General features: G+C 73.7%; 24 protein-coding genes. 12 read left to right on the forward strand and 12 right to left on the reverse strand.

Annotated elements, in window-relative coordinates; all coding sequences use genetic code 11:
- Positions 1–5 precede the first annotated feature (5 nt).
- Positions 6–1,568 (reverse strand): IMP dehydrogenase, encoded by a 1,563-nt coding sequence (guaB, locus tag SM577_RS14015; protein ID WP_302919452.1) that lies wholly within the window; start codon positions 1,566–1,568, stop codon positions 6–8.
- Between the two features lie 185 nt (positions 1,569–1,753).
- Between guaB and SM577_RS14020 the strand changes: the two genes are divergently transcribed.
- Positions 1,754–2,164, forward strand: coding sequence for a DUF5319 domain-containing protein (locus SM577_RS14020; protein WP_302919453.1), 411 nt, complete (start codon positions 1,754–1,756; stop codon positions 2,162–2,164).
- 142 nt (positions 2,165–2,306) lie between these two features.
- On the opposite strand, the gene SM577_RS14025 is transcribed toward SM577_RS14020, so the two are convergent.
- On the reverse strand, positions 2,307–3,134 hold the full coding sequence (locus SM577_RS14025) for a helix-turn-helix transcriptional regulator (RefSeq protein WP_302919454.1): 828 nt from the start codon (positions 3,132–3,134) through the stop codon (positions 2,307–2,309).
- A gap of 254 nt (positions 3,135–3,388) precedes the next feature.
- On the opposite strand from SM577_RS14025, the gene SM577_RS14030 reads away from it, so the two are divergent.
- Positions 3,389–3,772, forward strand: coding sequence for a WhiB family transcriptional regulator (locus SM577_RS14030; protein ID WP_474579494.1), 384 nt, complete (start codon positions 3,389–3,391; stop codon positions 3,770–3,772).
- A gap of 199 nt (positions 3,773–3,971) precedes the next feature.
- Here the strand turns inward: SM577_RS14030 and SM577_RS14035 are convergent, their stop codons facing one another.
- The 3 genes from SM577_RS14035 to groES all read right to left on the reverse strand — a co-directional run bounded on the left by SM577_RS14035 (position 3,972) and on the right by groES (position 7,800).
- Positions 3,972–5,588, reverse strand: coding sequence for a molybdopterin-dependent oxidoreductase (locus SM577_RS14035; RefSeq protein WP_474579493.1), 1,617 nt, complete (start codon positions 5,586–5,588; stop codon positions 3,972–3,974).
- A 177-nt stretch (positions 5,589–5,765) separates the two neighbouring features.
- A complete protein-coding gene (groL, locus tag SM577_RS14040; protein WP_474587046.1) occupies positions 5,766–7,415 on the reverse strand; it encodes a chaperonin GroEL in 1,650 nt (549 codons plus the stop codon).
- Positions 7,416–7,485: 70 nt separating this feature from the next.
- Complete coding sequence (gene groES, locus SM577_RS14045) at positions 7,486–7,800, reverse strand: co-chaperone GroES (RefSeq protein WP_018222648.1); 315 nt, start codon at positions 7,798–7,800, stop codon at positions 7,486–7,488.
- A gap of 345 nt (positions 7,801–8,145) precedes the next feature.
- On the opposite strand from groES, the gene SM577_RS14050 reads away from it, so the two are divergent.
- The 10 genes from SM577_RS14050 (at position 8,146) to SM577_RS14095 (ending at position 17,362) form a co-directional block, all read left to right on the forward strand.
- Positions 8,146–8,946 carry a helix-turn-helix domain-containing protein gene (locus tag SM577_RS14050; protein ID WP_474587047.1) on the forward strand — a complete coding sequence of 267 codons (801 nt, stop codon included), beginning with the start codon at positions 8,146–8,148 and terminating at the stop codon, positions 8,944–8,946.
- Positions 8,937–9,128, forward strand: a complete 192-nt coding sequence (locus tag SM577_RS14055) for a DUF397 domain-containing protein (protein WP_474579490.1) — start codon at positions 8,937–8,939, stop codon at positions 9,126–9,128. The genes SM577_RS14050 and SM577_RS14055 overlap by 10 nt, the downstream gene beginning before the upstream one ends.
- Positions 9,129–9,542: 414 nt before the next feature.
- Complete coding sequence (locus SM577_RS14060; protein ID WP_474587048.1) at positions 9,543–10,733, forward strand: THUMP-like domain-containing protein; 1,191 nt, start codon at positions 9,543–9,545, stop codon at positions 10,731–10,733.
- Positions 10,734–10,824: 91 nt separating this feature from the next.
- The gene (ybaK, locus tag SM577_RS14065; protein WP_474587049.1) at positions 10,825–11,307 is read left to right on the forward strand and encodes a Cys-tRNA(Pro) deacylase; all 483 of its coding nucleotides are present in this window, start codon (positions 10,825–10,827) and stop codon (positions 11,305–11,307) included.
- Positions 11,308–11,631: 324 nt separating this feature from the next.
- Complete coding sequence (locus SM577_RS14070; RefSeq protein ID WP_302919457.1) at positions 11,632–12,729, forward strand: sugar ABC transporter substrate-binding protein; 1,098 nt, start codon at positions 11,632–11,634, stop codon at positions 12,727–12,729.
- A 116-nt stretch (positions 12,730–12,845) separates the two neighbouring features.
- Positions 12,846–13,664 carry an ATP-binding cassette domain-containing protein gene (locus tag SM577_RS14075; protein ID WP_302919458.1) on the forward strand — a complete coding sequence of 273 codons (819 nt, stop codon included), beginning with the start codon at positions 12,846–12,848 and terminating at the stop codon, positions 13,662–13,664.
- The gene (locus tag SM577_RS14080) at positions 13,661–14,920 is read left to right on the forward strand and encodes a sugar ABC transporter permease (RefSeq protein WP_302919459.1); all 1,260 of its coding nucleotides are present in this window, start codon (positions 13,661–13,663) and stop codon (positions 14,918–14,920) included. Before SM577_RS14075 ends, SM577_RS14080 begins: the two co-directional genes overlap by 4 nt.
- 28 nt (positions 14,921–14,948) lie before the next feature.
- Positions 14,949–16,130 (forward strand): ROK family protein, encoded by a 1,182-nt coding sequence (locus SM577_RS14085; RefSeq protein ID WP_302919460.1) that lies wholly within the window; start codon positions 14,949–14,951, stop codon positions 16,128–16,130.
- Between the two features lie 77 nt (positions 16,131–16,207).
- The gene (locus SM577_RS14090; protein ID WP_474587050.1) at positions 16,208–16,504 is read left to right on the forward strand and encodes a DUF1707 SHOCT-like domain-containing protein; all 297 of its coding nucleotides are present in this window, start codon (positions 16,208–16,210) and stop codon (positions 16,502–16,504) included.
- A gap of 120 nt (positions 16,505–16,624) precedes the next feature.
- Positions 16,625–17,362, forward strand: coding sequence for a DUF4142 domain-containing protein (locus SM577_RS14095; RefSeq protein ID WP_302919462.1), 738 nt, complete (start codon positions 16,625–16,627; stop codon positions 17,360–17,362).
- A 13-nt stretch (positions 17,363–17,375) separates the two neighbouring features.
- Here the strand turns inward: SM577_RS14095 and SM577_RS14100 are convergent, their stop codons facing one another.
- The 7 genes from SM577_RS14100 to tsaB all read right to left on the reverse strand — a co-directional run bounded on the left by SM577_RS14100 (position 17,376) and on the right by tsaB (position 25,090).
- A complete protein-coding gene (locus tag SM577_RS14100) occupies positions 17,376–18,953 on the reverse strand; it encodes a Na+/H+ antiporter (RefSeq protein ID WP_302919463.1) in 1,578 nt (525 codons plus the stop codon).
- A gap of 129 nt (positions 18,954–19,082) precedes the next feature.
- A complete protein-coding gene (locus SM577_RS14105) occupies positions 19,083–20,873 on the reverse strand; it encodes an ABC transporter ATP-binding protein (RefSeq protein WP_474587051.1) in 1,791 nt (596 codons plus the stop codon).
- The gene (locus SM577_RS14110) at positions 20,873–22,573 is read right to left on the reverse strand and encodes an ABC transporter transmembrane domain-containing protein (protein WP_474579484.1); all 1,701 of its coding nucleotides are present in this window, start codon (positions 22,571–22,573) and stop codon (positions 20,873–20,875) included. Before SM577_RS14110 ends, SM577_RS14105 begins: the two co-directional genes overlap by 1 nt.
- 58 nt (positions 22,574–22,631) lie before the next feature.
- Positions 22,632–22,886, reverse strand: coding sequence for a hypothetical protein (locus SM577_RS14115; RefSeq protein WP_088997394.1), 255 nt, complete (start codon positions 22,884–22,886; stop codon positions 22,632–22,634).
- A gap of 11 nt (positions 22,887–22,897) precedes the next feature.
- Positions 22,898–23,944 carry a tRNA (adenosine(37)-N6)-threonylcarbamoyltransferase complex transferase subunit TsaD gene (gene tsaD / locus SM577_RS14120; RefSeq protein WP_167179767.1) on the reverse strand — a complete coding sequence of 349 codons (1,047 nt, stop codon included), beginning with the start codon at positions 23,942–23,944 and terminating at the stop codon, positions 22,898–22,900.
- Positions 23,937–24,416 (reverse strand): ribosomal protein S18-alanine N-acetyltransferase, encoded by a 480-nt coding sequence (rimI, locus tag SM577_RS14125; protein WP_302919466.1) that lies wholly within the window; start codon positions 24,414–24,416, stop codon positions 23,937–23,939. Before rimI ends, tsaD begins: the two co-directional genes overlap by 8 nt.
- A complete protein-coding gene (tsaB, locus tag SM577_RS14130) occupies positions 24,413–25,090 on the reverse strand; it encodes a tRNA (adenosine(37)-N6)-threonylcarbamoyltransferase complex dimerization subunit type 1 TsaB (protein ID WP_302919467.1) in 678 nt (225 codons plus the stop codon). Before tsaB ends, rimI begins: the two co-directional genes overlap by 4 nt.
- Positions 25,091–25,547: the final 457 nt, after the last annotated feature.

The raw sequence follows: 25,547 nt of genomic DNA on the forward strand, positions 1-25,547 counted from the left end.
GGGGGTCAGCGGGAGTGGTAGTTGGGCGCCTCGACAGTCATCTGGATGTCGTGCGGGTGGCTCTCCTTGAGCCCGGCCGCCGTGATCCGGATGAGCTGGCCGCGCCGGTGCAGCTCGGGGATGCTCTCCGCGCCGACGTACCCCATCGCGGCGCGCAGCCCACCGACGAGCTGGTGGGCGACCGTGGCGAGCGGCCCGCGGTAGGGCACCTGGCCCTCCACGCCCTCCGGGACGAGCTTGTCCTCGGCGAGCACGTCCTGCTGGAAGTAGCGGTCCTTGGAGTAGGACTTGCCCTGGCCACGGGACTGCATAGCGCCCAGCGAGCCCATCCCGCGGTACGCCTTGTACTGCTTGCCGTTGATGAAGATCAGCTCGCCGGGGCTCTCCTCGCAGCCGGCCAGCAGGCTGCCGAGCATCACCGTGTCGGCGCCGGCCACCAGGGCCTTGGCGATGTCGCCGGAGTACTGGATGCCGCCGTCGCCGATCACCGGCACGCCGGCCGGGCGGGCGGCCCGGGCGGCCTCCATGATCGCGGTGATCTGCGGTACGCCGACCCCGGCGACGATCCGGGTGGTGCAGATGGCGCCCGGGCCGACGCCGACCTTCACCCCGTCGGCACCGGCGTCGACCAGCGCCTTCGCACCGGCGTAGGTGGCCACGTTGCCGCCGACGATCTCGATGCCCACGTCCTTCTTGAGCCGGCGGACCATGTCCAGCACGGCCCGCTGGTGGCCGTGCGCGGTGTCCACGATCAGCACGTCGACGCCGGCGTCGACCAGCGCCCGGGCCCGCTTGTACGCGTCCTCGCCCACCCCGACGGCCGCGGCAACCCGCAGCCGGCCCGCCTCGTCCTTGGTGGCGTTGGGGTACTGCTCGCTCTTGGTGAAGTCCTTGACGGTGATCAGCCCGCGCAGCTTGCCGGAGTCGTCGACGATCGGCAGCTTCTCCACCTTGTGCTGGCGGAGCAGGCCGAGCGCGTCCTCCTTGCTCACCCCGACCGGGGCGGTGACCAGCGGGGTCCGGGTCATGATCTCGCGGACCGGGGTGGCCGGGTCGGAGACGAAGCGCATGTCGCGGTTGGTCACGATGCCGACCAGCTGGCCCTCGGCGTCCACCACCGGCACGCCGGAGATGCGGTAGCGCCCGCAGAGCGCGTCGACGTCGCGCAGGGTGTCCTCCGGGCTGGCGGTCACCGGGTTGGTGATCATGCCCGACTCGGAGCGCTTGACCAGGTCGACCTGGAGCGCCTGGTCCTCCAGGGAGAGGTTGCGGTGCAGCACGCCGATGCCGCCCTGGCGGGCCATCGCGATCGCCATCCGCGCCTCGGTCACCGTGTCCATCGCGCTGGACAGCAGCGGCACGCTGAGGTTGATGTTGCGGGTGAGCTTGGTGACGGTGTTCACCCGGCTCGGCACGACGTCCGACTCGCCCGGCTGGAGCAGCACGTCGTCGAAGGTCAGCCCGAGCGGCACCACCCGGGCGGAGCCGGCGGGCAGCTCCGGCAGGTGACCGCCCAGCTCGCCGTGGTCGGCGCCGCTCGACAGGTCGGTGCTGGGCGAAATTTCCACGATTGCTCCCCTGAGCTGCTCGGACGGGCTTCAGCGAGGTGGCGCGGACGGGCACCGGCGTACGCCGGGTGACGGCGCGTCGCCCCATCGTACCCAGTGACCTGGGCCGGACCCGCCGGCGGCGGGCGCGGACACCGCCGGCCGGGGGGCGGGCGTCGCCGCTGCGGGAGGTCTACGGTGATGGTGTGCACGACGAGCCCATCGACCCGTTCAACGGCGACCCGGCCGATCCGGCAGCGGGCCTGCACGATCCCGGCGACGACGCCCCGCTCGACCCGCTGACCGAGGGCGAGCGCCAGGACGTGCTGGAGGATCTCGCCGACCTGGAGATCTACCAGGCGCTGCTGGCCCCGATCGGGATCCGCGGGCTGGTGATCGAGTGTGAGGACTGCCGGGAGCCGCACTACTTCGACTGGGACCTGCTCCGCGGCAACCTGCGCCACCTGCTCAGCTCCGGCCGTCCCCGGGTGCACGAGCCGGCCTACGACCCGGATCCGGACCACTACGTCACCTGGGACTACGCCCGGGGCTACGCCGACGGGGTGCACGACACCCTGACCGAGGGCACCGAGGACGAGCCCGGCTCCGCCGACTGACGCCCAGTGGGCGGTTCCGGTGGCCCGGCGCGGCAGCCCGCCCGGCCCCGCGCGTGGACGTCCAACGCGGTGCAGCTCAGCGAGTAGGTCCCGGCGGCACCGGACTCGACCCGGACCCGCGGGCGACGGCGGTCGCGGCGGGTCAGGCCACCAGGCCGGCCCGGAAGCCGGCGGCCACCGCGTGCGCCCGGTCCCGGGCGCCGAGCTTGCGGAAGAGCCGGCGGGCGTGCGTCTTGACGGTGTCCTCCGAGACGAACAGTTCCCGGCCGATCTCCGCGTTGCTCTTGCCCTCGGCCATGCCGAGCAGCACCTGGAGTTCCCGCTCGGTCAGCCCGACCGGCGCCCGGTTCGACCGGTTGGCCGGCGCGCCGCGGCGCGGCTCCGGCGCGGCCTCCTCCGGCTCGCCGGCGGCCGGCTCGGCCGGGTCGTCACCGCGCTGCACCGGCACCACCGCCGGGGCGCCGCCGGCCCCCTCGGCCGATCCGGCCGGCCAGGTCGGGTTGGGCTCGCCCGACGGCCGGCCGCCCTGCGCCGGGCGACCCGGGCCGCCGACCGCGGCGGTGTCCCGGGCCGGGTCGGTGATCCGGTGCCGGGCCGCGCGGCCGGGGGCGGAGAGCAGCAGCAGCGCCTTGGCCACCGCGCTGGTCAGGTCGTGGTCGACCCCCTGGATCAGGCCCCGGGCGCCGGCGCTGATGGTGGCGGCGGCCGCCTCCGACTCCTCCGCCCCGAGCAGCACCACGGCGGCCTGCGGCGCGCGGGCGAGCACCCGGCGGACGAAGCCGGCGCTGTCCGGCCGGGTGAGCGCCGTGTCGGCGAGCACCACGTCGGCCGGCCGCTCGGCCAGGCGCAGCATCACCTCGGGATCGGAGACGGCGGTCCGCACCACCGCGGACAGCCCGAGCCGGGCCGCCGCCGAGGTCAGGTGCTGGGCGGCGAGCGGTGTCCGAACGCACACGAGAACCGTACGCACAGTGGGTCTCCTCTCCGCCAATGAGCAGACCATGACCGGGCGCACCCCCGAGGGGGTTCCCGGCAATCCTCCGAACTTTTCCGACAGTTAGGGCATATGCCGCAAGTTGCCGGAAGTTTTCGATCACAGAAGTGTGAGTCGGCAAAAGCTCGGGTACCGGGAGGTCCAGGCCGGGAACGGTGCGCCAGCGCGGCCCGCCGCCCGGTTAGCCGGCCAGAAGGATCTCGCGGTGCCGCGCGGGAGGAGGGGTGCTGATGTCGAACGTACGTAGACTGCCCGGACCCATCGTCGATCTGTGGGACTGGCAGCGGCTCGGTGCCTGCCGGGGCCGCGACAGCGCCCAGTTCTTCCACCCCGACGGCGAGCGCGGCTCCTCCCGCCTGCGCCGCGAGTCCGGTGCCAAGGCGGTCTGCCGCACCTGCCCGGTGCGCGCCGAGTGCGCGGCGCACGCGCTCTCGGTCCGCGAGCCGTACGGCGTGTGGGGCGGCTTCAGCGAGTCCGAGCGGCTGCGCCTGCTCGCCATGGGCTGGGAGGACCTGGCCGACCGCCGGCAGACCCGGGTCGACGTGGCCCGCCTGGAGGCCCGCCTGGGCCGCCCGCACAAGACCGCCGTCCCCGCCCAACGCAAGATCGCCTGACCCACCCCCAGCACCCACCGCGACGCCACGCCCCCCGGGCGTGGCGTCGCACTGCGCCCCCGCCCCGCCCCCACCCCGCCCCGCCCTGCCCTGCCCCCGCCCCCGCCCCCGCCCCCGCCCCCCGGTGATCATGAGGTTGACGGCGGTGTCGATCTCGACTTACGCCGTCAACCTCATGATCAACCGGGACTCGGGGGGGTCAGCGGATGGTGAGGGGGACGGTGTGCCAGCCGGTGGCGCCGTCGGGGGCGACGTCCTGGCGGCGGGCGGTCTGGGTTTCGCCGGTGGCGTCGGTCGCCCGCACCTGGAGGGTGTGCTCGCCTGGTGTGGCGTCCCACCGCCACGACCACTGCACCCAGGTGTCCACCGAGACCGTGGCGGCCAGGTCCGCCTCCTGCCACGGGCCCTCGTCGACCCGGACCTCCACCCGGCGGATGCCCCGGTGCTGGGCCCAGGCCACCCCGGCCACGGTGATCGGGCCGGCGGTGAGCCGGTTGCCCTCCCGGGGCCTGTCGATCCGCGACTGGGTCTTCACCGGCCCCTGCGCCGACCAGCCGCGCGGCACCCAGTACGCGTCGAAGTCGGCGAAGCTGGTCAGCTCCAGCTCGGTCACCCACTTGCAGGCCGAGACGTAGCCGTACAGGCCGGGCACCACCATCCGCACCGGGAAGCCGTGCTCGACCGGCAGCGGCTCGCCGTTCATGCCCACCGCCAGCAGGGCGTCCCGCCCGTCGCGCAGCACCGCCGTCGGGGTGCCGCAGGTCCAGCCGTCCACCGACCGCCCGACCACCTGGTCGGCGCCCTCCTCGGGCTCCACCTCGTCCAGCAGGTCCTTCAGCGGCACGCCCAGCCAGCGGGCGTTGCCGATCAGGTCGCCGCCGACCTCGTTGGACACGCAGGCCAGGGTCACGTACCGCTCGACCAGCGGCCGGGCCAGCAGGTCTGCGAAGCTGAGCGTGAGCGGCCGGCGGACCCGCCCGTGGATGCGCAGCCGCCAGGTCTCCGGGTCCACCTGCGGCACCACCAGCGCGGTGTCGATCCGGTAGAAGCCGAGATTCGGCGTGACGTAGGGCGCGAGCTGGGTCAGCGACAGGTCGGCCCCGGCCGGCACCGGCGGCGCGGCGGAGACCGGGGCGGGCAGCCGCACCGCCGCCCGGGCCGCCGAGACGCCCCGCCGCCCGGCCAGCCACCGCCCGCCCAGCCCGGCCACGGTGGCCGCGCCGAGCAGCACCCCGGCCCCGGTGAGGAACCGCCGCCGCGACTCCGGATCGGTGTGTTCCAACGGCTCGGCCGGCTCGGCGTCCGCTGCCCCGGTCGGCCCCGGGCTGGCCGGGTGCGCGGTGGCGGGCAGTGGCTCGGGCGGCGACCAGGGCCACGGGTCGAGTTCCAGCGGGCCGGCCACGAAGAGCCAGAGCACCAGCGCCCCCGCCCCGGCGCCGAGCAGCGCGGGCAGGGCGTCGGCGAGGTCCGCGCCGGCCCGGGTCAGCGCGGCGACCACCCCGAGCGCCGCGAAGGCCGCGATGCCGGCCAGGGCGACCGCCAGCCGGCGGACGGCCAGCACCCCGAGCAGCGCGGCCACCGCGCCGAGCAGCAGCGCCGTCCCGACCAGCAGCGCGATCTTGTCGTACGTGCCGAAGAGCGCGATGCCGAGCTGCTTGAGCGGCTCGGGAACGGTGTCCACGACCAGCCCGCCGACCGCCACCAGCGGGGCCGAGCGGGGGCCGGTCAGCACCGCCACCAGCTCGGCCGAGCCGATCGCCACCGCGGCGGCGGTGAACCCGGCCAGCGCGGCGTACCGGCGTGTCGTGGTGCTCATCGGGCCAGTCTTTCCGATCGCCCGGCCCGGCCGGTAGCCACGTCAGCGTTCCGTAATCCGTCCCGCGCGGCGGCGAGCCGCGCCCGCCCGACCGTCGCCGGCCCGCGCCGGGCCGGGAACGCGGCCGGGGCACACCGTCGGCGTGACGGTGTGCCCCGGACCGGTCGTACTACCGGGTCAGAAGCCCGGGCCGTGCTGGTGGCTGTGGCCGTGACCGTGCGAGTGGCCGTGACCGGCGGCGGCCGGCTCCGGCTCGGCCGGCTTCTCCACCACGAGGCTCTCGGTGGTGAGCAGCAGGCCGGCGATCGACGCGGCGTTGCTGACCGCGTTGCGGGTCACCTTCACCGGGTCGACGATGCCGGAGGCGGCCAGGTCGACGTACTCGCCGGTGGCCGCGTCGAGGCCGTGGCCCCACTCCTTGCCGACCACCTTCTGCACCACGACGTAGCCGTCGTGGCCGGCGTTCTGGGCGATCCAGCGCAGCGGCTCGACCAGCGCCTTGCGCACGATCGAGACGCCGACCTTCTCGTCGCCGGTGAAGCCCAGGTCGTCGTCGAGCGCCGAGAGGATCTGCGCCAGGGCGGCGCCACCGCCGGGGACGGTGCCCTCCTCGACCGCGGCCTTGGTCGCCGCGATGGCGTCCTCGATGCGGTGCTTGCGCTCCTTCATCTCGACCTCGGTCGCCGCGCCCACCTTGATGACGGCGATGCCGCCGGAGAGCTTGGCCAGCCGCTCGGCGAGCTTCTCCCGGTCCCACTCGGAGTCCGAGGCCTCGATCTCCTTGCGGATCTGGGCCACCCGGTCGGCGACCTCGCTGGCCTGGCCGCCGCCGTCGACGATGGTGGTGTTCTCCTTGTCCACCACCACGCGGCGGGCGGTGCCGAGCACCTCCAGGCCGACCTGGTCGAGCTTGTAGCCCAGCTCCGGGGCGACCAGCTCGGCGCCGGTCAGGATCGCCATGTCCTGCAGCATCGCCTTGCGGCGGTCGCCGAAGCCCGGGGCCTTCACCGCGCAGACCTTGACGGTCTTGCGGATCGCGTTGACCACCAGGGTGGACAGCGCCTGGCCCTCGACGTCCTCGGCGATGATCAGCAGCGGCTTGTTGTTCTGGAGGACCTTCTCCAGCAGCGGCAGCAGCTCCTCGATCGCCGAGATCTTCTGCGTGGTGATCAGGATGTAGGCGTCCTCGAGGACGGCCTCCTGCGCCTCCGCGTCGGTGACGAAGTTCGGCGAGATGAAGCCCTTGTCGAACTGGAGACCCTCGGTCACGTCCAGCTCGGTGTGCAGGGTGGAGCCCTCCTCGACGGTGATGACGCCGTCGCGGCCGACCTTCTCCATCGCCTCGGCGATCAGGTCGCCGATGGCGGCGTCCTGCGCCGAGACCGTCGCGACGTGCGCGACCGCCTTCTTGTCGGACACCTCGACCGCGCGGGCCAGCAGCGCCTCGGAGACCTTGTTGGCCGCCGCGTCGATGCCCCGCTTGAGGCCGGTCGGGTTGGCGCCGGCCGCCACGTTGCGCAGGCCCTCGCGGACCATCGCCTGGGCCAGCACGGTCGCGGTGGTGGTCCCGTCGCCGGCGACGTCGTTGGTCTTGGTCGCCACCTCCTTGACCAGCTGCGCGCCGAGGTTCTCGTACGGGTTGGTGAGCTCGATCTCCTTGGCGATGGTCACACCATCGTTGGTGATCGTGGGCGCACCGAACTTCTTGTCCAGGACGACGTTGCGCCCGCGCGGGCCGAGGGTGACCTTCACCGCGTCCGCGAGGGCGTTGACACCGTGCTCGAGCAGGTGCCGGGCGTCGTCCGAAAAGCTCAGGATCTTCGCCATGGATGTCCCTTCGAAGCGACGTTGCCCCGGCCCGGCGAGCCGGACCGGGGCAACGACACTGATCGGTTGCTTACTTCTCGATGACCGCGAGGACGTCGCGGGCGGAGAGCACCAGGTACTCCTCGCCGGCGTACTTGACCTCGGTGCCGCCGTACTTCGAGTAGAGGACGGTGTCGCCGACCTTGACGTCGATCGGCACGCGGTTGCCCTTGTCGTCGATCCGGCCCGGGCCGACAGCGAGGACGGTGCCCTCCTGCGGCTTCTCCTTGGCGGTGTCGGGGATCACGATGCCCGACGCCGTGGTGGTCTCAGCCTCGTTCGCCTGGACCACGATCCGGTCCTCGAGCGGCTTGATCGCAACCTTGGTCGCGGTAGTCACGGGCATACCCTCCTGGGGTACTGGTTTCGTTACCGGTCGGCATGCCGACCAGCGTCAATCTGCCACATGCCACCGGGCGGGGCCGTCGTCGCGGGTGCCGGTCCGCCTGGCGTTCAGCCCCGGACCGAGCGGCCCGGAAGCTGGCACCCTCAGGGTGAGAGTGCTAATCGCAGGTTATTCCTCGGCTAGCACTCCGTCAAGGAGAGTGCCAACGCGCCCGAACCTCGTGTCGCCACTGTCCCGCCACTGTTCCGCCACGGGATACCGCGACACGCCGGCAACGCCTCGCCGCAGCGTGGTCAACCCCCTACTGTCCGGTGCCGGCGCGGATGCCGAGGGGAGGGAGCACCGATGTCCCGGGTACCGACACTGACGTTCCTGCGGGGTCAGCTCCGCCGGGCCCGCCAGGCGCGCGGGCTCAGCCAGGAGGAGCTGGGCAAGCTGATCAACTACTCGTCGTCGCAGGTGAGCGCCGTCGAGATCGGCGAACGCCCGGTCCAGCCGGACTACCTGGCCCGGGTCGACGCGGTGCTGGACACCGGCGGTCTCTTCGTCGCCATGCTGGAGCTGATCCGGCTCCACGCCGCGCCTGACTGGTTCCGCCCCTGGGAGGAGATCGAGCGGGAGACGGTGGCGCTGCGGTGGAGTGAGGCGACCGCGGTGCCCGGGTTGCTCCAGACCGAGGAGTACGCCCGGGCGATGCTCGGGGTGGGCGGGGAGCTGAGCGCTGACGAGTTGGAGGCGCGGGTGGTGACCCGGTTGGCCCGGCAAGCCGTGTTGACCGGCGACCTGCGGCCCCAGTTCGTCGCGGTCCTGGACGAGCAGGCGCTGCGGCGGCAGGTCGGCGATCGGGCCACCATGCGCGACCAGATGACGCACCTGTTGGCCGTCGGCGCGGAGCCGAATGTGCAGGTCCGCGTCGTGCCAGCGGAATCCCCCTGGCACACCGGGCTCGGCGGCTCGTTCATCCTGGCCCGGCTCGCCAGCGGCGCCGAGCTGATCCACCTGGACAACCAGCTCCGTGGGCTGACCGTGGACAGCCCTAACGACGTTGCCGCCCTCGAACGACGCTGGGAGACTGTGACGGGTGAGGCACTGCCTTGCCGGCAGTCCGCCCGGCTGATCGAGGAAGTGGCCAAGACATGGACCTGACCCGCGCCGCCTGGCGCAAGTCCTCCCGGAGCACTAACAACGGCGGCGCGTGCGTCGAGGTCGCCGACAACCTGCCCGGCGTGGTCGCCGTCCGGGACAGCAAGGACCCGACCGGCCCGGCGCTCACCTTCGCCCCGGCGAACTGGCGGGCCTTCGTCACCGCCACCCCGACCCGCCGCTGACCCACCCGTTCGAGGGCGAGCCGCGCCTCCCCTGCGCCGAGGGGCGACACGGGCCGGCGCCGGTCCGGGTTCGCCAGCGTGGCCGCGCACCGGCCCGGCAGCACCAACCCGGCTGTCCAGCACCAGTCAGCAGCCGACCATCCCCCGCGTTCCGCGCCACCCCACAGCGACACGGGGGATGCCACGTTCCCGGCCACTCCATGATCGACACCAGATCGGCGACATGCCGGCATCAGACCTCCCGCAACACCCCCACATCGCCGACATGGCGCCGCCGCCACCGCAGCCGCGCGAGACGGGACGGCCCGGGCGGCTTGTGAGGGCCCTGCCGACGGGCGGGCCGCGGGAGAACGGGACAGCGCCGACATGACCGGCACGCGTAGGAGGCGGAACGGGGGCCGGGACAATGGCCGGGTGGATCTGGATCAGCTCGCCGCCCTGCGTACCGCCGAGGGGTCGGCCGCGCTCGCCGCGGCGGCCGAGATGGCCGGCGGCGACCCGCTGGCCGCGGCGTCGGCGCTCCGCTCGGCCGGGGTCCCGGCCGGGCTGGCCGCCGCCGCGCTGACCCAGGTCGAGCTGCGCCGCCGGGCGGCCGGCAAGTTCGGACCGGCCGCCGCCGGCATGTTCCTCACCCGCGCCGGGCTGGAGCAGGCCACCCGCCGGGTGGTGGCCGGCCGGCGGGCCGAGCGGTTGCGAGCCGCCGGGGTGCGCACCCTGGCCGACCTGGGCTGCGGCCTCGGCGCCGACGCGCTCGCCGCCGCCCGCGCCGGCATCCGGGTGTACGGCGTGGAGGCCGACCCGGTGACCGCCGCGATGGCCGCGGCGAACGCCGAGGCGGCCGGCGTGGCCGAGCTGTTCACCGTCGAGTGCGGCGACGCCACCGCGTTCGACGTCGACCGGGTCGACGCGGTCTTCTGCGATCCGGCGCGGCGGCAGACCGGCACCGGGCGGCGGGTGTTCGACCCGAGCGCCTACTCGCCGCCGTGGGACTTCGTGCTCGGGCTGGCCGAACGGGTGCCGTACACCGTGGTGAAGGTGGCGCCCGGGTTGGACCACGCGCTGATCCCGCCGGGTGCCGAGGCGGAGTGGGTCAGTGTGGACGGCGACCTGGTCGAGGCGACCCTCTGGTGCGGCCGGTTGGCCGAGGTCCCCCGCCGGGCCACCGTGGTGCGCGGCGGGGACGCCCACGTGCTCACCGGCGCCGGCGACCGGCAGGCGGCGGTGGGGCCGGTCCGCCGCTACCTGTACGACCCGGATCCGGCGGTGGTCCGCGCCCACCTGGTCGCCGAGCTGGCCGACGCTCTCGACGCCACGCTGGCCGACCCCGACATCGCCTACCTCTACGCCGACGCGCCGGCCACCACCCCGTACGCCCGCTGCCTGGCGGTCACCGACGTGCTGCCGTTCTCACTCAAGCGGCTGCGGGCGCTGCTCCGCGAGCGGCGGGTGGGCCGGGTGGAGATCCTCAAGCGCGGCTCGGCGCTGGAGCCGGAACGACTCCGCCGCGACCTGCGGCTGGCCGGGGAGAATCCGGCCAGCCTGGTGCTCACCCGGGTGGCCGGCGCCCCCACCACCCTGCTCTGCCAACCCGTGCCGGCCCTCTGACCAACTCGCCGCTCGCCGCCCGGCGGTCGGCCCGTCTCAGGGCGCAGGTATCGGATGGCCTGGCGGGCGGGGCACCGCTAGCTTGTCGGTCATGGCGGGACAGGGAACGCCGGCGACAGCGCTGCTGGCGAAGCGGAAGATCGCGCACAGCACCCATCCGTACGACGTCTCCCCGGACGCGCCCAACTACGGCGGGCTGGTCGCCGAGGCGCTCGGCGTGCCGCCGGAGCGGGTGTTCAAGTCACTGGTCACCGAGGTCGACGGGGTACTCACGGTGGCGGTCGTGCCGGTCACCGGCGAGCTGGACCTCAAGGCGCTCGCCGCGGCGGTGGGCGGCAAGCGGGCGGCGCTGGCCGACCGTACGGTGGCCGAGCGGGTCACCGGCTACGTCCGGGGCGGGATCAGCCCGCTGGGCCAGCGCAGGCGGCTGCCCACCGTGCTCGACTCCTCCGCGCTGGACTTCCCGACCATCTACGTCTCCGCCGGCCGGCGCGGCCTGCAACTCCAGCTCGCCCCGTCCGACCTGGTCACCCTCACCGCCGCCCGCACCGCCCCCCTCTCCACCACCCCCTGACCCCGCCCCACCTCCCGCTCCCCGCTCCCCCGCTCCCCGCTCCCGCGGGGTGATCATGAGGTTAGCGGCGCAGTTCCGGCTGGATATCGCCGCAAACCTCATGATCAACATGTCGGTGCGAGGGGGCGGGGGGCGGGGGGAGGGGTGGGGGGGTGTGGGAGCGCTTTCTTTTGGGGGATGGTCGGGTGTCGGGGGCGTTGCTGAATTGTTACCGCTGCCAACAAACTCATGACCTCGGCACCCTTGTGGTGGGGTCGGAGAGCGGAATACGTTGCCGGGCACAACAAAACATCACCTACCCCCACCCTCGAAAGGACCCTGCACATGCGCAAGGGCTTCCTCACCTTCGCCGCCGTGGGCCTCCTGACCGTCGGCAGCGTGGCCGCCTGTGGCGACGACTCCGGCAGCGGTGACCAGGCCGGCAGCGCCAAGACCCCGAAGATCGGCGTCATCCTCCCGGACAGCAAGTCCTCCGCCCGCTGGGAGGGCGCCGACCGCAAGTTCCTGGAAGAGGCGTTCAAGGCCGCCGGCGTCCAGTACGACATCCAGAACGCCCAGGGCGACAAGACCGCCTTCCAGACCATCGCCGACCAGATGATCACCAACGGCGTCACCGCCCTGATGATCGTCAACCTGGACTCCGGCACCGGCAAGGCCGTCCTGGACAAGGCCAAGTCGCAGGGCGTCGCCACCATCGACTACGACCGGCTCACCCTCGGCGGCTCCGCCGAGTACTACGTCAGCTTCGACAACGAGGCGGTCGGCAAGCTCCAGGGCGAGGGTCTGGCCAAGTGCCTGACCGACAAGGGCGCCAAGAACCCGGTCGTGGCCTACCTGAACGGCTCGCCGACCGACAACAACGCCACCCTGTTCAAGAACGGGTACGACTCGATCCTCAAGCCCAAGTTCGACTCCAAGGAGTACACCAAGGGCCCGGACCAGTCCGTGCCGGACTGGGACAACGCCCAGGCCGCGACGATCTTCGAGCAGATGCTGACCCAGACCGGCGGCAAGATCGACGGCGTGCTCGCCGCCAACGACGGGCTGGGCAACGCGGCCATCTCGGTGCTGAAGAAGAACAAGCTCAACGGGAAGGTCCCGGTCACCGGCCAGGACGCCACCCCGCAGGGCCTGCAGAACATCCTCGCCGGCGACCAGTGCATGACCGTCTACAAGGCGATCAAGGAGGAGGCGAAGGCCGCCTCCGACCTGGCCATCGCGCTCGCCAAGGGTGAGAAGAAGGAGACCGGGCAGACCGTCAAGGACCCGGAGGGCGGCCGTGACGTCGCGTCCGTGCTGCTCACCCCGAAGCTGATCTACAAGGAGAACGTCAAGGACGTGATCGCCGACGGCTTCGTCACCAAGGACGAGGTCTGCACGGCCGACTACGCCAAGCTCTGCGCCGACGCCGGCATCAGCTGACCGACGCTCCACGTCGTACCCGCCGAGGCGAGCCGCCCGGCACGGGACTCCCCCGTGCCGGGCGGCACTCGCCGGACGGGCTCCGAGATCTCCCCTCCATCCGAAGGAGACACCCCGTGTCCGCAACACCACTGCTGGAGCTACGCGGGATCGACAAGAGCTTCGGTCCCGTCCAGGTCCTGCGTGACGTCGCCTTCGCCGCCCACCCCGGCGAGGTGACCGCCCTGGTCGGCGACAACGGCGCCGGCAAGTCGACCCTGGTCAAGTGCATCAGCGGCATCTACCAGACCGACGCTGGCGAGTTCCTCTTCGACGGCCGCCCGGTGACCATCAACAGTCCCCGGGACGCCGCCGCCCTCGGCATCGAGGTCGTCTACCAGGACCTCGCGCTCTGCGACAACCTCGACATCGTGCAGAACATGTTCCTCGGCCGGGAGAAGCGCAGCGGCATCGTCCTGGACGAGCCGACCATGGAGCAGCTCGCCGCCGAGACGCTGGCCGGGCTCTCGGTCCGCACCGTGAAGTCGCTGCGGCAGCACGTCTCCAGCCTCTCCGGTGGTCAGCGCCAGACGGTGGCCATCGCCAAGGCGGTGCTCTGGAACAGCAGGCTGGTCATCCTCGACGAGCCGACCGCCGCGCTCGGTGTCGCGCAGACCGCGCAGGTGCTCGAACTGGTCCGCCGGCTGGCCGACAACGGCCTGGCCGTCGTGCTCATCTCGCACAACATGAACGACGTCTTCGCCGTCTCCGACCGGATCGCCGCGCTCTACCTCGGCCAGATGGTCGCCCAGGTGAAGACCACCGACATCACCCACGCCCAGGTGGTGGAGCTGATCACCGCCGGCCGCTCCGGCGCGCTCGGCCTCCCCGCCGAGGCGGCCAGCAACGGCCACGGCGCCGAGCCGGCCGAGACCACCACAGGAGGCGTCCAGTGACCACCACGGTCGTGCAGAAGGAGGGCCCGGCGGCGGTCACACCGACGCCCACCCTCGGCAGCCACGTACGCAACTACGTCGCCCGGGTACGCGGCGGCGACATCGGCGCGCTGCCGGCCGTGCTCGGCCTGATCGTGCTCTGCACGGTCTTCTCGATCATGCGGCCGTCGTTCCTCACCGCCGGCAACTTCGCCAACCTGTTCACCCAGGGCGCGGCGGTCACGCTGATCGCCATGGGTCTGGTCTTCGTCCTGCTGCTCGGCGAGATCGACCTCTCCGCCGGCTTCGCCAGCGGCGTCTGCGCCGCGGTGCTGGCCAACGTGGTGACCGTACTGGGCTACCCCTGGTACGTAGCGGTGCTCGCGGCCCTGGTCACCGGCGTGGTGATCGGCACGACGCTGGGCTTCCTGGTCGCCAAGATCGGAATTCCGTCCTTCGTGGTGACCCTCGCCGGATTCCTCGCCTTCCAGGGTGTCGTGCTGATGCTCATGGAGGAGGGCACCAACATCTCGGTGCGGGACGACGTGCTGGTGGCCATCGCCAACCGCAACCTGCCTCCCGTCCTCGGCTGGCTGCTGGCCGCCGTGGCGGTCGCCGGCTTCGCGGCGGTGCAGCTGCTGCGGCGGCGCAACCGCGCCAACCGGGGGCTGGTCACCGATCCGCTCGCGGTGGTGTTCGTCCGGATCGGCGGCCTCGCCGTGATCCTCGGCGTCGCGGTCTTCATCCTCAACCTGGAGCGCAGCCGCAACGTCCTGATCAGCTCGCTCAAGGGCGTACCGATCGTCGTGCCGATCATCGCGCTGCTGCTGGTCCTCTGGACCTTCGTGCTCCAGCGCACCAGCTACGGCCGACACGTCTACGCGGTTGGTGGCAACAAGGAGGCGGCGCGCCGGGCCGGCATCAACGTGGACCGGATCCGGATCTCGGTCTTCATGATCTGCTCCTCGATGGCCGCCGTGGGCGGCATCGTGGCGGCCAGCCGGGCCAACTCGGTGGACCCGAACACCGGTGGCAGTAACGTACTGCTCTACGCCGTGGGCGCCGCCGTGATCGGCGGCACCAGCCTGTTCGGCGGCAAGGGCCGGGTGCTGGACGCGGTGCTCGGTGGTGCGGTGGTCGCGGTGATCGACAACGGGATGGGTCTGATGGGGTACAGCTCGGGCGTGAAGTACGTGGTCACCGGCGTGGTGCTGCTGCTCGCCGCGAGCGTGGACGCCTTCTCCCGGCGCCGTTCCGCGGCGACCGGCACCCGCTGACCCCCGCGGTACCGACGTGGCGACAGTAATGCGCGCAGGGCCGAGCCAGGACGAGATCCGCCGGCAGAACCTCGGTGCGCTGCTGCGCTACGTGCACGTCCACGGGGCGACCACCCGCGCGGAGCTGACCACCGCGCTGGGGTTGAACCGCAGCACCATCGGTGCGCTGACCGCCGACCTGGCCGGCGCCGGGCTGGTCAGCGAGGGGACGCCGAAGGAGACCGGCCGGGCCGGACGACCGTCGCTGGTCGTCCGGCCCGAGTCGGCGCGGGTCTACGCGTACGCGTACAGCATCGAGGTGGACCGGCTGCGGGCCGCGCGGGTCGGTCTCGGCGGCACCGTGCTCGACCGCCGGGAGCTGGACCGCCCCCGCGACCTGACCGCGGCGGAGGCCGCGCCGCTGCTGGCCGGGGCGGTCAAGGAGATGCAGCACGGGGTGCCGGGCGAGTCGATCTGCGTCGGCGCCGGGGTCGCGGTCTGCGGCATGGTGCGCCGCGCCGACGGCCTGGTCCGGCTGGGCCCGACCACCGGCTGGGTGGACGAGCCGATCGGCGCGGCGCTCGGCGCGGAACTGGGCTGCGAGGTGCCGGTCACGGTCGGGAACGTGGCCGACGTGGCGGCGTTCGCCGAGCACGCCCGGGGCGCTGCCGCCGGCTGCGACAACGTCATCTACCTCTACGGGGACGTCGGCGTGGGCGCCGGCATCATCGCCGGCGGCCGGCGGGTGACCGGGCACGGCGGGTACGGCGGCGAGGTCGGCCACATGAAGGTGGTCCGCGACGGCGAGCACTGCGAGTGCGGCTCCCGGGGCTGCTGGGAGACCGAGATCGGCGAGCACGCGCTGCTGCGCCACGCCGGCCGCTCGGACGCCCGGGGGCGGGAGGCGCTGCTGGCCGTCTTCGACGCCGCCGACCGGGGCGACGCCCGGGCGCAGTCGGCGGTCCGCCAGGCCGGCGACTGGCTCGGCTTCGGGGTGGCCAACCTGGTCAACATCTTCAACCCGGAGATGGTCATCTTCGGCGGCACCATGCGCGACCTCTACCTCGCCGCGGCGGCCCAGGTGCGCAGCCGGCTCAACTCCAACGGGCTGGCCGCCTGCCTGGAACACGTCCGCCTGCGCACCCCCAAGCTGGGCGAGGACGCCGCGTTGATCGGCGCGGCCGAGCTGGCCTTCGAGCGGCTGCTCGCCGACCCGCTCGACGCCGGCTGACCGGCGGCACCGGCCGGGCGAACACTCGGCTGTCCGGCGGACCCGCGGGCGCGCCGTTCCTGCGTAGCCTGTCCCCCGTGGACGTCCAGTTGCGCGCCTCCGACGACGACCGGCACCGGGTGGTCGCCGAGCTGCAACGGCACACCGCCGCCGGCCGGCTCACCCTCGACGAGTTCGCCGAACGGGCCGGTGCCGTCTGGACCGCCCGTACGCTCGGCGACCTCGCCGCGCTCACCCGGGACCTGCCCCCGCCCGCCGCCCCGGTCGCGGCCGACCCGTCCGCCGAGCACGGCCGGCGGGAACTGTTGGTGATCTTCGCCGCCGCCGCGCTCACCCTGCTGCTGCTCGGGCTGGTGCTGGCCGCCGTCCACTGACCCCGCCGCCCCGGCCGAATGAACTGATCGGGCGATCAGCCCGTACCAGTGGGCGGACGGGCGACCGGCGGGGACGCGATCGCCCGGCGGACGCGTACGGACCGAGGAGGCAGCACAGTCATGGCATCGCTCAGATCCGCCCGCCGTCGGCAGGGGCACCGCACCCGTCGGGTGGCGGTGCTGCTCGTCACGATCGCCGCCGGGCTGGGCGTGCTGCCCGGCGTGGCGGTCGCCGCGCCGGCCGGACAGCAGCTCAACGCCGCCGACGCCGCCCTGCTCAACGGCGTCCGGCTGGCCGGGCTCTGGGAGATGCCGGCCGGGCAGATGGCCGCCGAGAAGGGCCAGTCGGCCAAGGTACGGGAGATCGGCGCGGCCATCGCCACCGAGCACGAGGAGCTGGACCGGCTGACCGTGGAGGCGGCCAACAAGCTGGGCGCGACCATCCCGACCGACCCGACGGACGAGCAGAAGGGCTGGTTGAAGGAGATGCAGAACGCCTCCGGCGCGCGCTTCGACCAGATCTTCGTCACCCGCCTGCGGGTCGCGCACGGCAAGATCTTCCCGGTGATCGGCGCCATCCGGGCCAGCACCCGCGACCCGATCGTGCGCAAACTCGCCGAGGACGCCAACCGGTTCGTCATGCACCACATGCAGATGCTGGAGAGCACCGGGCTGGTGCGCTGGCCGGAACTGCCACCCGCCGCGCTGCCCGCCCCCGGCAACGACGGGCTGCTCGCCGCCGCCTCGGCCAACACCGGCCCGCAGATGGGCGTCAGCAGCACGGTGGTCTGGCTGGTCTTCCTCGCCGCGCTGGGCACCGGCGGGATCGCCACCTACCGGATGCTCCGCCGCACCTGAGCCGGCCCGGCCGCTACTCGTTCTGGGTCGGGCCGAGCAGGCGGATCTCCTCGATGTCCAGCACGGCCTGCACCTCGCGCAGCACGATGTCGTCGATCTGGTTCGTGTCGCGCAGCCGGGTGACCTCCCGGCGCTTGTGGTCGAGGATGGCGAGGCGCAACTGCCGGTCGAGTTCCCGGGTCTGCTCCGGCGCCTCGCCCCGTTCCTCGGCGGCCACCGTGTCCAGGTGCTTCTCGTACTCACCGCGCAGCCGGTCGACGACCTCCTGCTCGATGCCGAGCCGGGCGGCCACCTCGGGCAGCGCCGCCAGCCCGACCTCGGTGGCCCGCCGCCGGGCCAGCCGCACCTCGTTCTCCCGCTGGACGTCGCCGACCAGACCCGCCCAGCGGACCACGGCCGGCAGCGTGGTGCCCTGGATCAGCATGATCAGCACGATCACCACCACGGTGGTGAAAATGATCAGATCGCGTTCCTGCACCGGGGCGCCGGCGGTGGTGGCCATCGGAACCGCCAGGGCGGCCGCGAGGGAGACGGCGCCCCGGAAGCCGGCCCAGCCGGCCGCGGTCCGAACCCGCCACGGCACCCGCATGGCCCGCCGGGAACTGCGGCGGTCGACCGCCTGGATCAGGGCCGTGGTGACGTGGACGTAGAGCAGCCGGGTGGCGATGACCACCCCGGTCACCCCCACCGCGATGGTCAACGCCTGCGCGGTGGAGGTGCTGGTCAGACTGCGCAGGGCCCGCGGGATCTGCATCCCGAGCAGGATGAAGAGGCTGCCGTTGATCAGGAACGTGGACAGGTCCCAGAAGTCGTACGCCATGATCCGGGAACGGGCCCGGATCACCCGCGGACTGGCGTAGGCGAGCATCAGCCCCGCGACCACCACCGCCAGGACGCCGCTGGCGTGGAGCAGCTCGGCGAGGAAGAAGGCGGTGAACGGGGTGAGTACGCTCAGCCCGCCCTCGCGCAGCGGGTCGTCGAGCCGCTTGCGGATCAGGATGACCAGCAGTCCGACCACCAGGCCGGCGGCGATGCCGCCGGCCGACGCGACGAGGAACCGCTCGGTCAGGGCGAACAGGCCCGGCTCGACACCGCCGACGACCAGGCCCACGGCGACCGAGAAGAGCACCAGCGCGGTGCCGTCGTTGATCAGGCTCTCCGCGTGCAGGGTGGTCAGGATCCGGCGCGGCATCCGCTTGGCCAGGCCGGAGACCGCCGCCGCGTCGGTCGGCGCGAGCACCGCGCCGAGCACCCAGGCCGCCGCCGGGTCGACGCCGAACCGCTCCACGAAGATCGTCACCGCCACCATGGTCACGATGACCAGGCCCACCGCGAGCAGCGCGATCGACAGCAGGTTGGCCCGGATCTCCCGCAGGCTGGTGGTGATGCTCTCCCGGTAGAGGATCGCCGGCAGGAAGAGCAGCAGCACCACCTCGGGGTCGAGCACCACCTCCGACAGCGGGGGCAGCAGCGCGAGCAGCGCGCCCATGGTGATCAGCAGGACCGGCGGCGCCACGCTGTACCGGCCGCCGAGGGTGGTGCCGACCAGCACGGTGGTGCCCAGCACCACGATCAGTACCAGCGCCTCCACGCCCCACCCCCGCCACACATGGTGGTATGGCGGACCGGCGGCGCACGGCCGTTCGTCCGAATTGCCGCGCGCCGGGTCAGGGCCGGTCAGGGCCGGTCGAGGCTGGTCAGGGCCGACCAGGGGCGTGGGTCAGGGCCGGTCGCCGTGCCAGGAGCGCCAGAGGGCGGCGTACGGGCCACCGGCCGCGACCAGCTCGTCGTGCGGGCCGAGCTCGGTGATCCGGCCGTCCTCGACCACCGCCACCCGGTCCGCGTCGTGGGCCGAGAAGAGCCGGTGCGCGATCGCGATCACCGTCCGGCCGGCCAGTACGGCGGCCAGCGAACGCTCCAGGTGCCGGGCGGCCCGGGGGTCGATCAGCGAGGTGGCCTCGTCGAGCACCAGGGTGTGCGGGTCGGCCAGCACCAGCCGGGCCAGCGCCAGCTGCTGCGCCTGCGCCGGCGAGAGCGGGTGCCCGCCGGAGCCGACCACGGTGTCCAGCCCGTCCGGCAGCGCCCGCGCCCAGTCCAGCGCGTCGACGGCGGCCAGCGCGGACTCCACGGCCGCCTCGTCGGCGCCCGGCCGGACCATCGCCACGTTCTCCCGGAGGGTGCCGATGAAGACATGGTGCTCCTGGGTGACCAGCGCGACGTGCGAGCGCAACTCGTCCAGGGGCAGCTCGTCCAGCCGCCGGCCGGCCACGGTCACCGAGCCGGAGTTGGGCGCGTGCACCCCGGCCAGCAGCCGCCCCAGGGTGGACTTGCCGGCGCCGGACGGGCCCACCATGGCCAGCTTCTCGCCCGGCTCGGGCACCAGGGTCACCCCGTGCAGCACGTCCCGACCGGGCCGGTAGGCGTACCGGACGTCGCGGGCGGCGAGCCGCCGGTCCGCGCCCGGCCCCGTCTCCCCCGCCGGGCCGGCGGGGGCGGTGGCCGTCGTGGTCGGGGCGGCGGCCGGGTTGGCTGGCTGGTTACCGGCCACGCCGAGCAGTCGGGCCATCGAGGCGCCGCCGACCTGGAACTCGTCCAGCCAGGAGAGCAGCCGGTCGACCGGGTCCACGAGCTGCTGCACGTAGAGGGTGGCGGCGGTGACCTGACCGAGGCTGACCCAGCCCTCCAGGTAGAACCAGCCACCGATGAGCAGGGTGGCGGCCACCGGCACCACGTACCCGATCTCGGCGACCGGGAAGAAGATGGTGCGCAGCCAGAGGGTGTACCGCTCGGCCGCGTACGACCGGCGGATGTCGGCGTCGATGCGGGCCCGGCGGCGCGCCTGCTGCCGCAGCGCCTCGGTGGTCCGCGACCCCTCGACGGTCTCGCTGATCCCGTCGGTGATGTCGGAGTAGGCGGCGTTCTCCCGCAGGTAGCCCTGCGGGGCGCGGCGCAGGTACCAGCGGGTGCCGGCCCAGAGCACCGGCACCGCGATCAGGCAGGGCAGCGCGAGCAGCGGGCCGACCAGCACCAGCGCGCCGATGATGAAGCCGGCGGTGACGATCGCGATGAGCGTCTCCGGCACCGCGAAGCGGACCGTGCGGGACAGCGCCGAGACGTCCCGGGAGGTACGGGTGAGCAGGTCGCCGGTGCCGGCCCGCTCGACGGTGGCCAGCGGCAGGGCCAGCACCCGGTCGACGAACTCCTCGCGCAGCTCGGCCAGCACCCGCTCGCCCAGCCGGGCGGAGGCCAGGTGGGCGAAGCGCACCAGCACCGACTGCACCACCACGAACCCGGCGATGAGCAGGGCGATCCGGTCCACCGTGGTGCCGGTGGTGCCCCGGGAGATCCCCTCGACCAGGTCGCCGAGCAGCCGCGGCGCGACCAGGCCGGCCGCGGCGGCCAGCGCGTGCAGGGCCAGCGCCGTGGCGAGCGCGCGCGGGTGCCGGCGGACCAGGCCGCGCGCGTACCGGCGCACCTGCGCCGCGTCGGCGACCGGCAGTGCGGTGCCCATCAGTCCTCCTCCCGGCTCACCGTGGCCCGGTAGCGCGGTTCGCTGTCGAGCAGCTCGGCGTGCGTCCCCTCGGCCACCGCCTTGCCGTCCTCGACGAAGATCACATGCTCGGCGCGGCCGAGCACCAGCGGGCTGGTGGTGCAGACCAGGGTGGTCCGGCCGGCGCGGGCGGCGGCCAGCCGGTCGGCGATCCGGGCCTCGGTGTGCGCGTCGACAGCGCTGGTCGGCTCGACCAGCAGCAGCGTCTCCGGGTCGGCGACCAGCGCCCGGGCCAGCCGCAGCCGCTGCTGCTGCCCGCCGGAGAACTCCCGGCCCCGCTCGGCGACCGCGCTGTCCAGCCCGTCGGGCAGCGCCTCGACGATGTCCGTCGCGCTGGCCGCGGCCAGCGCCGCCGCGATCGTCGCGTCGTCGGCCGTGTCGTGCGGGTCCAGCTCCGCCCGGAGCGACCCGGTGAACAGGTGCGCGTCGTTGTCGGCCACCATGATCCGCTCGCGCACCGTGGCCAGCGGCAGGTCCCGCAGCGGTACGCCGTGCAGGGTCGCCTCCCCGTCGACGTACCGGCCGAGCCGGTCCACGATCGCCGCGGCCTCCTCGGGCGCGGTAGCGGCGAGCGCGGTGAACCGGCCGGGGCGCAGCGTCACCCCGGACTCGACGTCCACCAGCTCGCCGGGACCGTCCGGCAGGCGGGCCGGACGGGCCGGGTCGACCAGTTCCGGGGTGAGCCGGAGCAGCCGGACCACCCGCCGGGCGGCCACGTGGCCGCGGGTCAGCTTGTCCACCGCCTCGGTGAGCTGCCGCAGCGGGCTGACCAGGAACGCGGTGTAGCCGTAGAAGGCGACCAGCTGACCGGCGCTGATCTCGCCGCGCAGCGCGAACCGGGCGCCGAGCCAGGTGACCAGCACCAGGAAGGCGCCGGGGAGCAGCACCTGCGCCGCCTCCAGCAGCGACTCGACCCGGGCCACCCGTACGCCGTCGGCGCGCAGCGCCTGCGACTGCGCCCGGTAGCGGGCGGAGAGCACCGGCTCGCCGCCGACGCCGCGCAGCACCCGCAGCCCGGAGACGATGTCACCGGCCCGGGTGGTGAGCGCTCCCTCGGAGTCCCGGTACGCCTGCTGCTGCCGGTGCAGCGGCCGGATGAGCAGGCCGACCACCGCCATCAGCAGCGGTACGCCGAGCACCACGACCAGGCCGAGCGGCACCGAGGCGCCCAGCAGGATCACCGCGACGGTGACGATGGCGACCACCGCGCCGGTGCCCCGGGCGGTGATGTCGATGGCGTGGCCGATGTGGCTGATGTCGGCGGTGCCGATGCTCACCACCTCGCCGGCGGCCACCCGGCGGGGCAGGGCGGCGCCGAGGCGGTTGGCGGTCTCCACGGTCAGCTGCACCGTCCGGTACGCGGCGGCCAGCCAGTTGAACACCGCGCACCGGTGCCGCAGGATCCCGGCGACCGCCTGGAGCACGCCCAGGCCGAGCAGCACCAGCCCCCAGGCGACCAGGGCGCCCTCGTCCCGGCGGGTGAGCCCGTCCACGGCCCGGCCGACGGCGGCGGGCATCAGCGCCTGGGCGACCATCCAGAGCACGCCGAGGGCGATGCCGGCGCTGAACACGGCCTTGTGCCGCATCGCCAGCCAGACCAGGTAGCGGGTGGCCGACCGCGCGTCGGGTACGCCGGGATCGCCGGCCGGTAAGGAGCGCATAGCCCCTCGAAGCTAGACGGACGGCCATCCGTCGCGCGAACCAATTACCGCCCGGCGGTCAGCGGTCGACCTGCGTGAAGTCCCACGAGTGCGGGGGCCGGGCGAGCAGCGTCGGGGGCGGATCCGGCAGCGCCCGCGGGTTGCCCCGCCACTTGGAGATGACCACCACCCGGTGGTCGGTGGAGGAGAACACCTCGCTGGACAGGTGCAGCGGGTCGTGGTCGAACTCCGGCAGGGCGGTGTCGCAGACCCAGGTGATCAGGTCGGCCACCCCGTACGGCTCGGCGCGCGCCTCCCACATCCGGACGATCACGTCGGCCCCCGTCACACGCTGACCGTGGTGAGCGGCATGGCGGAGTCGGCGGGCAGGTCCAGCCGGCTCGGCGCTACGCCCGCCGCGACCAGGTGCGCTCCGAGGGCGGCCACCATCGCGCCGTTGTCGGTGCAGAGCTTCGGCCGGGGCGCCCGGACCCGGATGCCGTGCTTGGCGGCGCGGTGCTCGGCCATCGCCCGCAGCCGAGAGTTGGCCGCCACGCCGCCGCCGATCACCAGCGTGTCGATGCCGTCGGCCCGGCAGGCGTCGATCGCCTTGGCGGTCAGCACGTCGCAGACCGCCTCCTGGAAGGAGGCGGCGACGTCGGCGACCGGCACCGGCTCCCCGGCCCGCTGCCGCGCCTCCACCCAGCGGGCCACCGCGGTCTTCAGCCCGGAGAAGGAGAAGTCGTAGCGGTGGGCGGCGAGGTCCTTGGCGGCGGTCAGGCCGCGCGGGAAGGCGATCGCCGCCGGGTCACCGGCCCGCGCCTCCCGGTCGATCGGCGGGCCGCCCGGGAACGGCAGCCCGAGCAGCCGGGCGACCTTGTCGAACGCCTCACCGGCGGCGTCGTCGATGGTGGCGCCGAGCGGGGTGACGCCGCGGGCGAGGTCGTCGACCCGGAGCAGGGACGAGTGGCCACCGGAGACCAGCAGGGCGATCGCCGGCTCGGGCAGCGGGCCGTGCTCCAGGGTGTCCACCGCCACGTGCGCGGCGAGGTGGTTGACCCCGTAGACCGGCTTCTCGGCGGCGAGCGCGTACCCCTTCGCCGCGGCCACCCCGACCAGCAGAGCGCCGGCCAGGCCCGGACCGGAGGTCACCGCGATGGCGTCGATGTCGGCGAGGGTCACCCCCGCCTCGGCCAGCGCCCGGTCCATGGTCGGCACGATGGCCTCCAGGTGGGCCCGGCTGGCCACCTCGGGCACCACGCCGCCGAACCGGGCGTGCTGCTCGACGCTGGAGGCGAGCGCGTCGGCGAGCAGCGTGTGCCCGCGCACGATGCCGACACCGGTCTCGTCGCAGGAGGTCTCGATGCCGAGGATCAGTGGTTCGTCAGCCACGGTCGGTCCCATCTCCGGTCGCCGCCTCGACGCGCTGCATGACCAGCGCGTCGGTGTTGCTCGGTTGGTAGTAGCCGCGCCGTACCCCGATCGGTTCGAAGCCGTACGCGGCGTAGAGCCGCTGGGCCGGGGCGTTGTCCGCCGCGACCTCCAGCAGGGTGTTGCGGGCGCCGAGCCGGGCGGCCTCGGCGAGCAGCGCCTCCAGCAGCAGCCGGCCGATGCCGCGACGCTGGGCGTCCCGGCGGACGGCGATGTTCTGCACCCAGGCCTCGTCGGGCAGGGCCGCGGTGAGCCCGGCGTAGCCGAGCACCGCGCCGTCGTCGTCGCGGGCCACCCGGTAGAAGTGCCCGTTGGCCAACTCGTTCCAGAACATCGCCGCGGACCACTGCTCGGGCCCGAACAGATCCGCCTCGATCGGCAGCACCTCGTCGATGTGCCACCAGCGGAACGGCTCCAGGCGGACCACGCTCACGGCAGGACCGGCTTGCGCGCGGTCGCCGCCACGGCGTCCGGGCGACGCAGGTAGAGCGGGGTGAGCCGCTCCCCCGGGGCACCGGCGCGGACCCGCTCGGCGGCCAGGGCGGCCAGCGACGCGGGATCCGGGTAGCGCGGCTCCGCCCGTAGCGGCAACCCGAGCGCGTCGGCGTACCGGTGCGCGCCGTCGCCGACCGCCACGGTGACCGCCAGGCCCCGGGCCTGCTCGGCGGCGACCGCCGGCGCGGAGACCTCCGGCCCGGCCAGCCGCTGGCCGGCGCCGTCGTAGACCGCCCAGTAGATCTCCTTGCGCCGCGCGTCGCTGGCGGCCAGCACCGGCTCGCCGGCGGCCGCCGGGTGGCCGATCGCGTCCAGCGAGCAGACGCCGTACGTGGGGATGCCGAGCACCTGGCCCATCGTGGCGGCGGTGACCAGCCCCACCCGCAGCCCGGTGAACGGGCCGGGACCGAGGCCGGCGACGATCGCCGCCAGGTCGCCCGGACGGGCGTCGACGTCGGCGAGGACCGCGTCGACCTGCGGGGCGAGCAGTTCGCCGTGCGCACGGGCGTCGACCGTGCACCGCTGCGCGCGGAGTGTGACGCCGCCGGCCGAGACCTCCACCAGGGCCGCGGTCACCGCGGGGGTGGAGCTGTCCACCACGAGTACGAGCACGGTATGCCAGCCTAGCCGCCCCGCCCCCACCCCCGACGCACGCCCGCCCCGCCCGTCCAACTCTCGGCACGGCCCGCGCCGCCCCTCCGCTCACCCGGCCTCCCGTGCCACGTCCCGCGCACGCCCGGACCGCCCCGCCACCTCCGCGCATGCCCCTATCGCCCCAGCGCCCCGCCGAACCGGCCCCGCCACCACCTTGAGCTGACGCCGTGCGCCGCCCTCGCCCCGCGCCGGCCCCGTCCGGCATCAAGGCTGGCCGACCGCTCACCGACCACGCCCTGTAGAGCCACCGCAGCTGACGCCGACCCCCACCGCACCCACTGGGTCGTCTGGCTCTTCCCGCGCCTCGGCTGGTCGACGGTGGGCGTGTCGTCGGGGTCGGCAAGCTGTTGTGCGAGGCCGATACCTCACAGTCATAATGATGACTCTCAGGTATCAGGCTCGTTCGCGAATGGCC

This window comes from Micromonospora desertarenae (assembly GCF_056150265.1).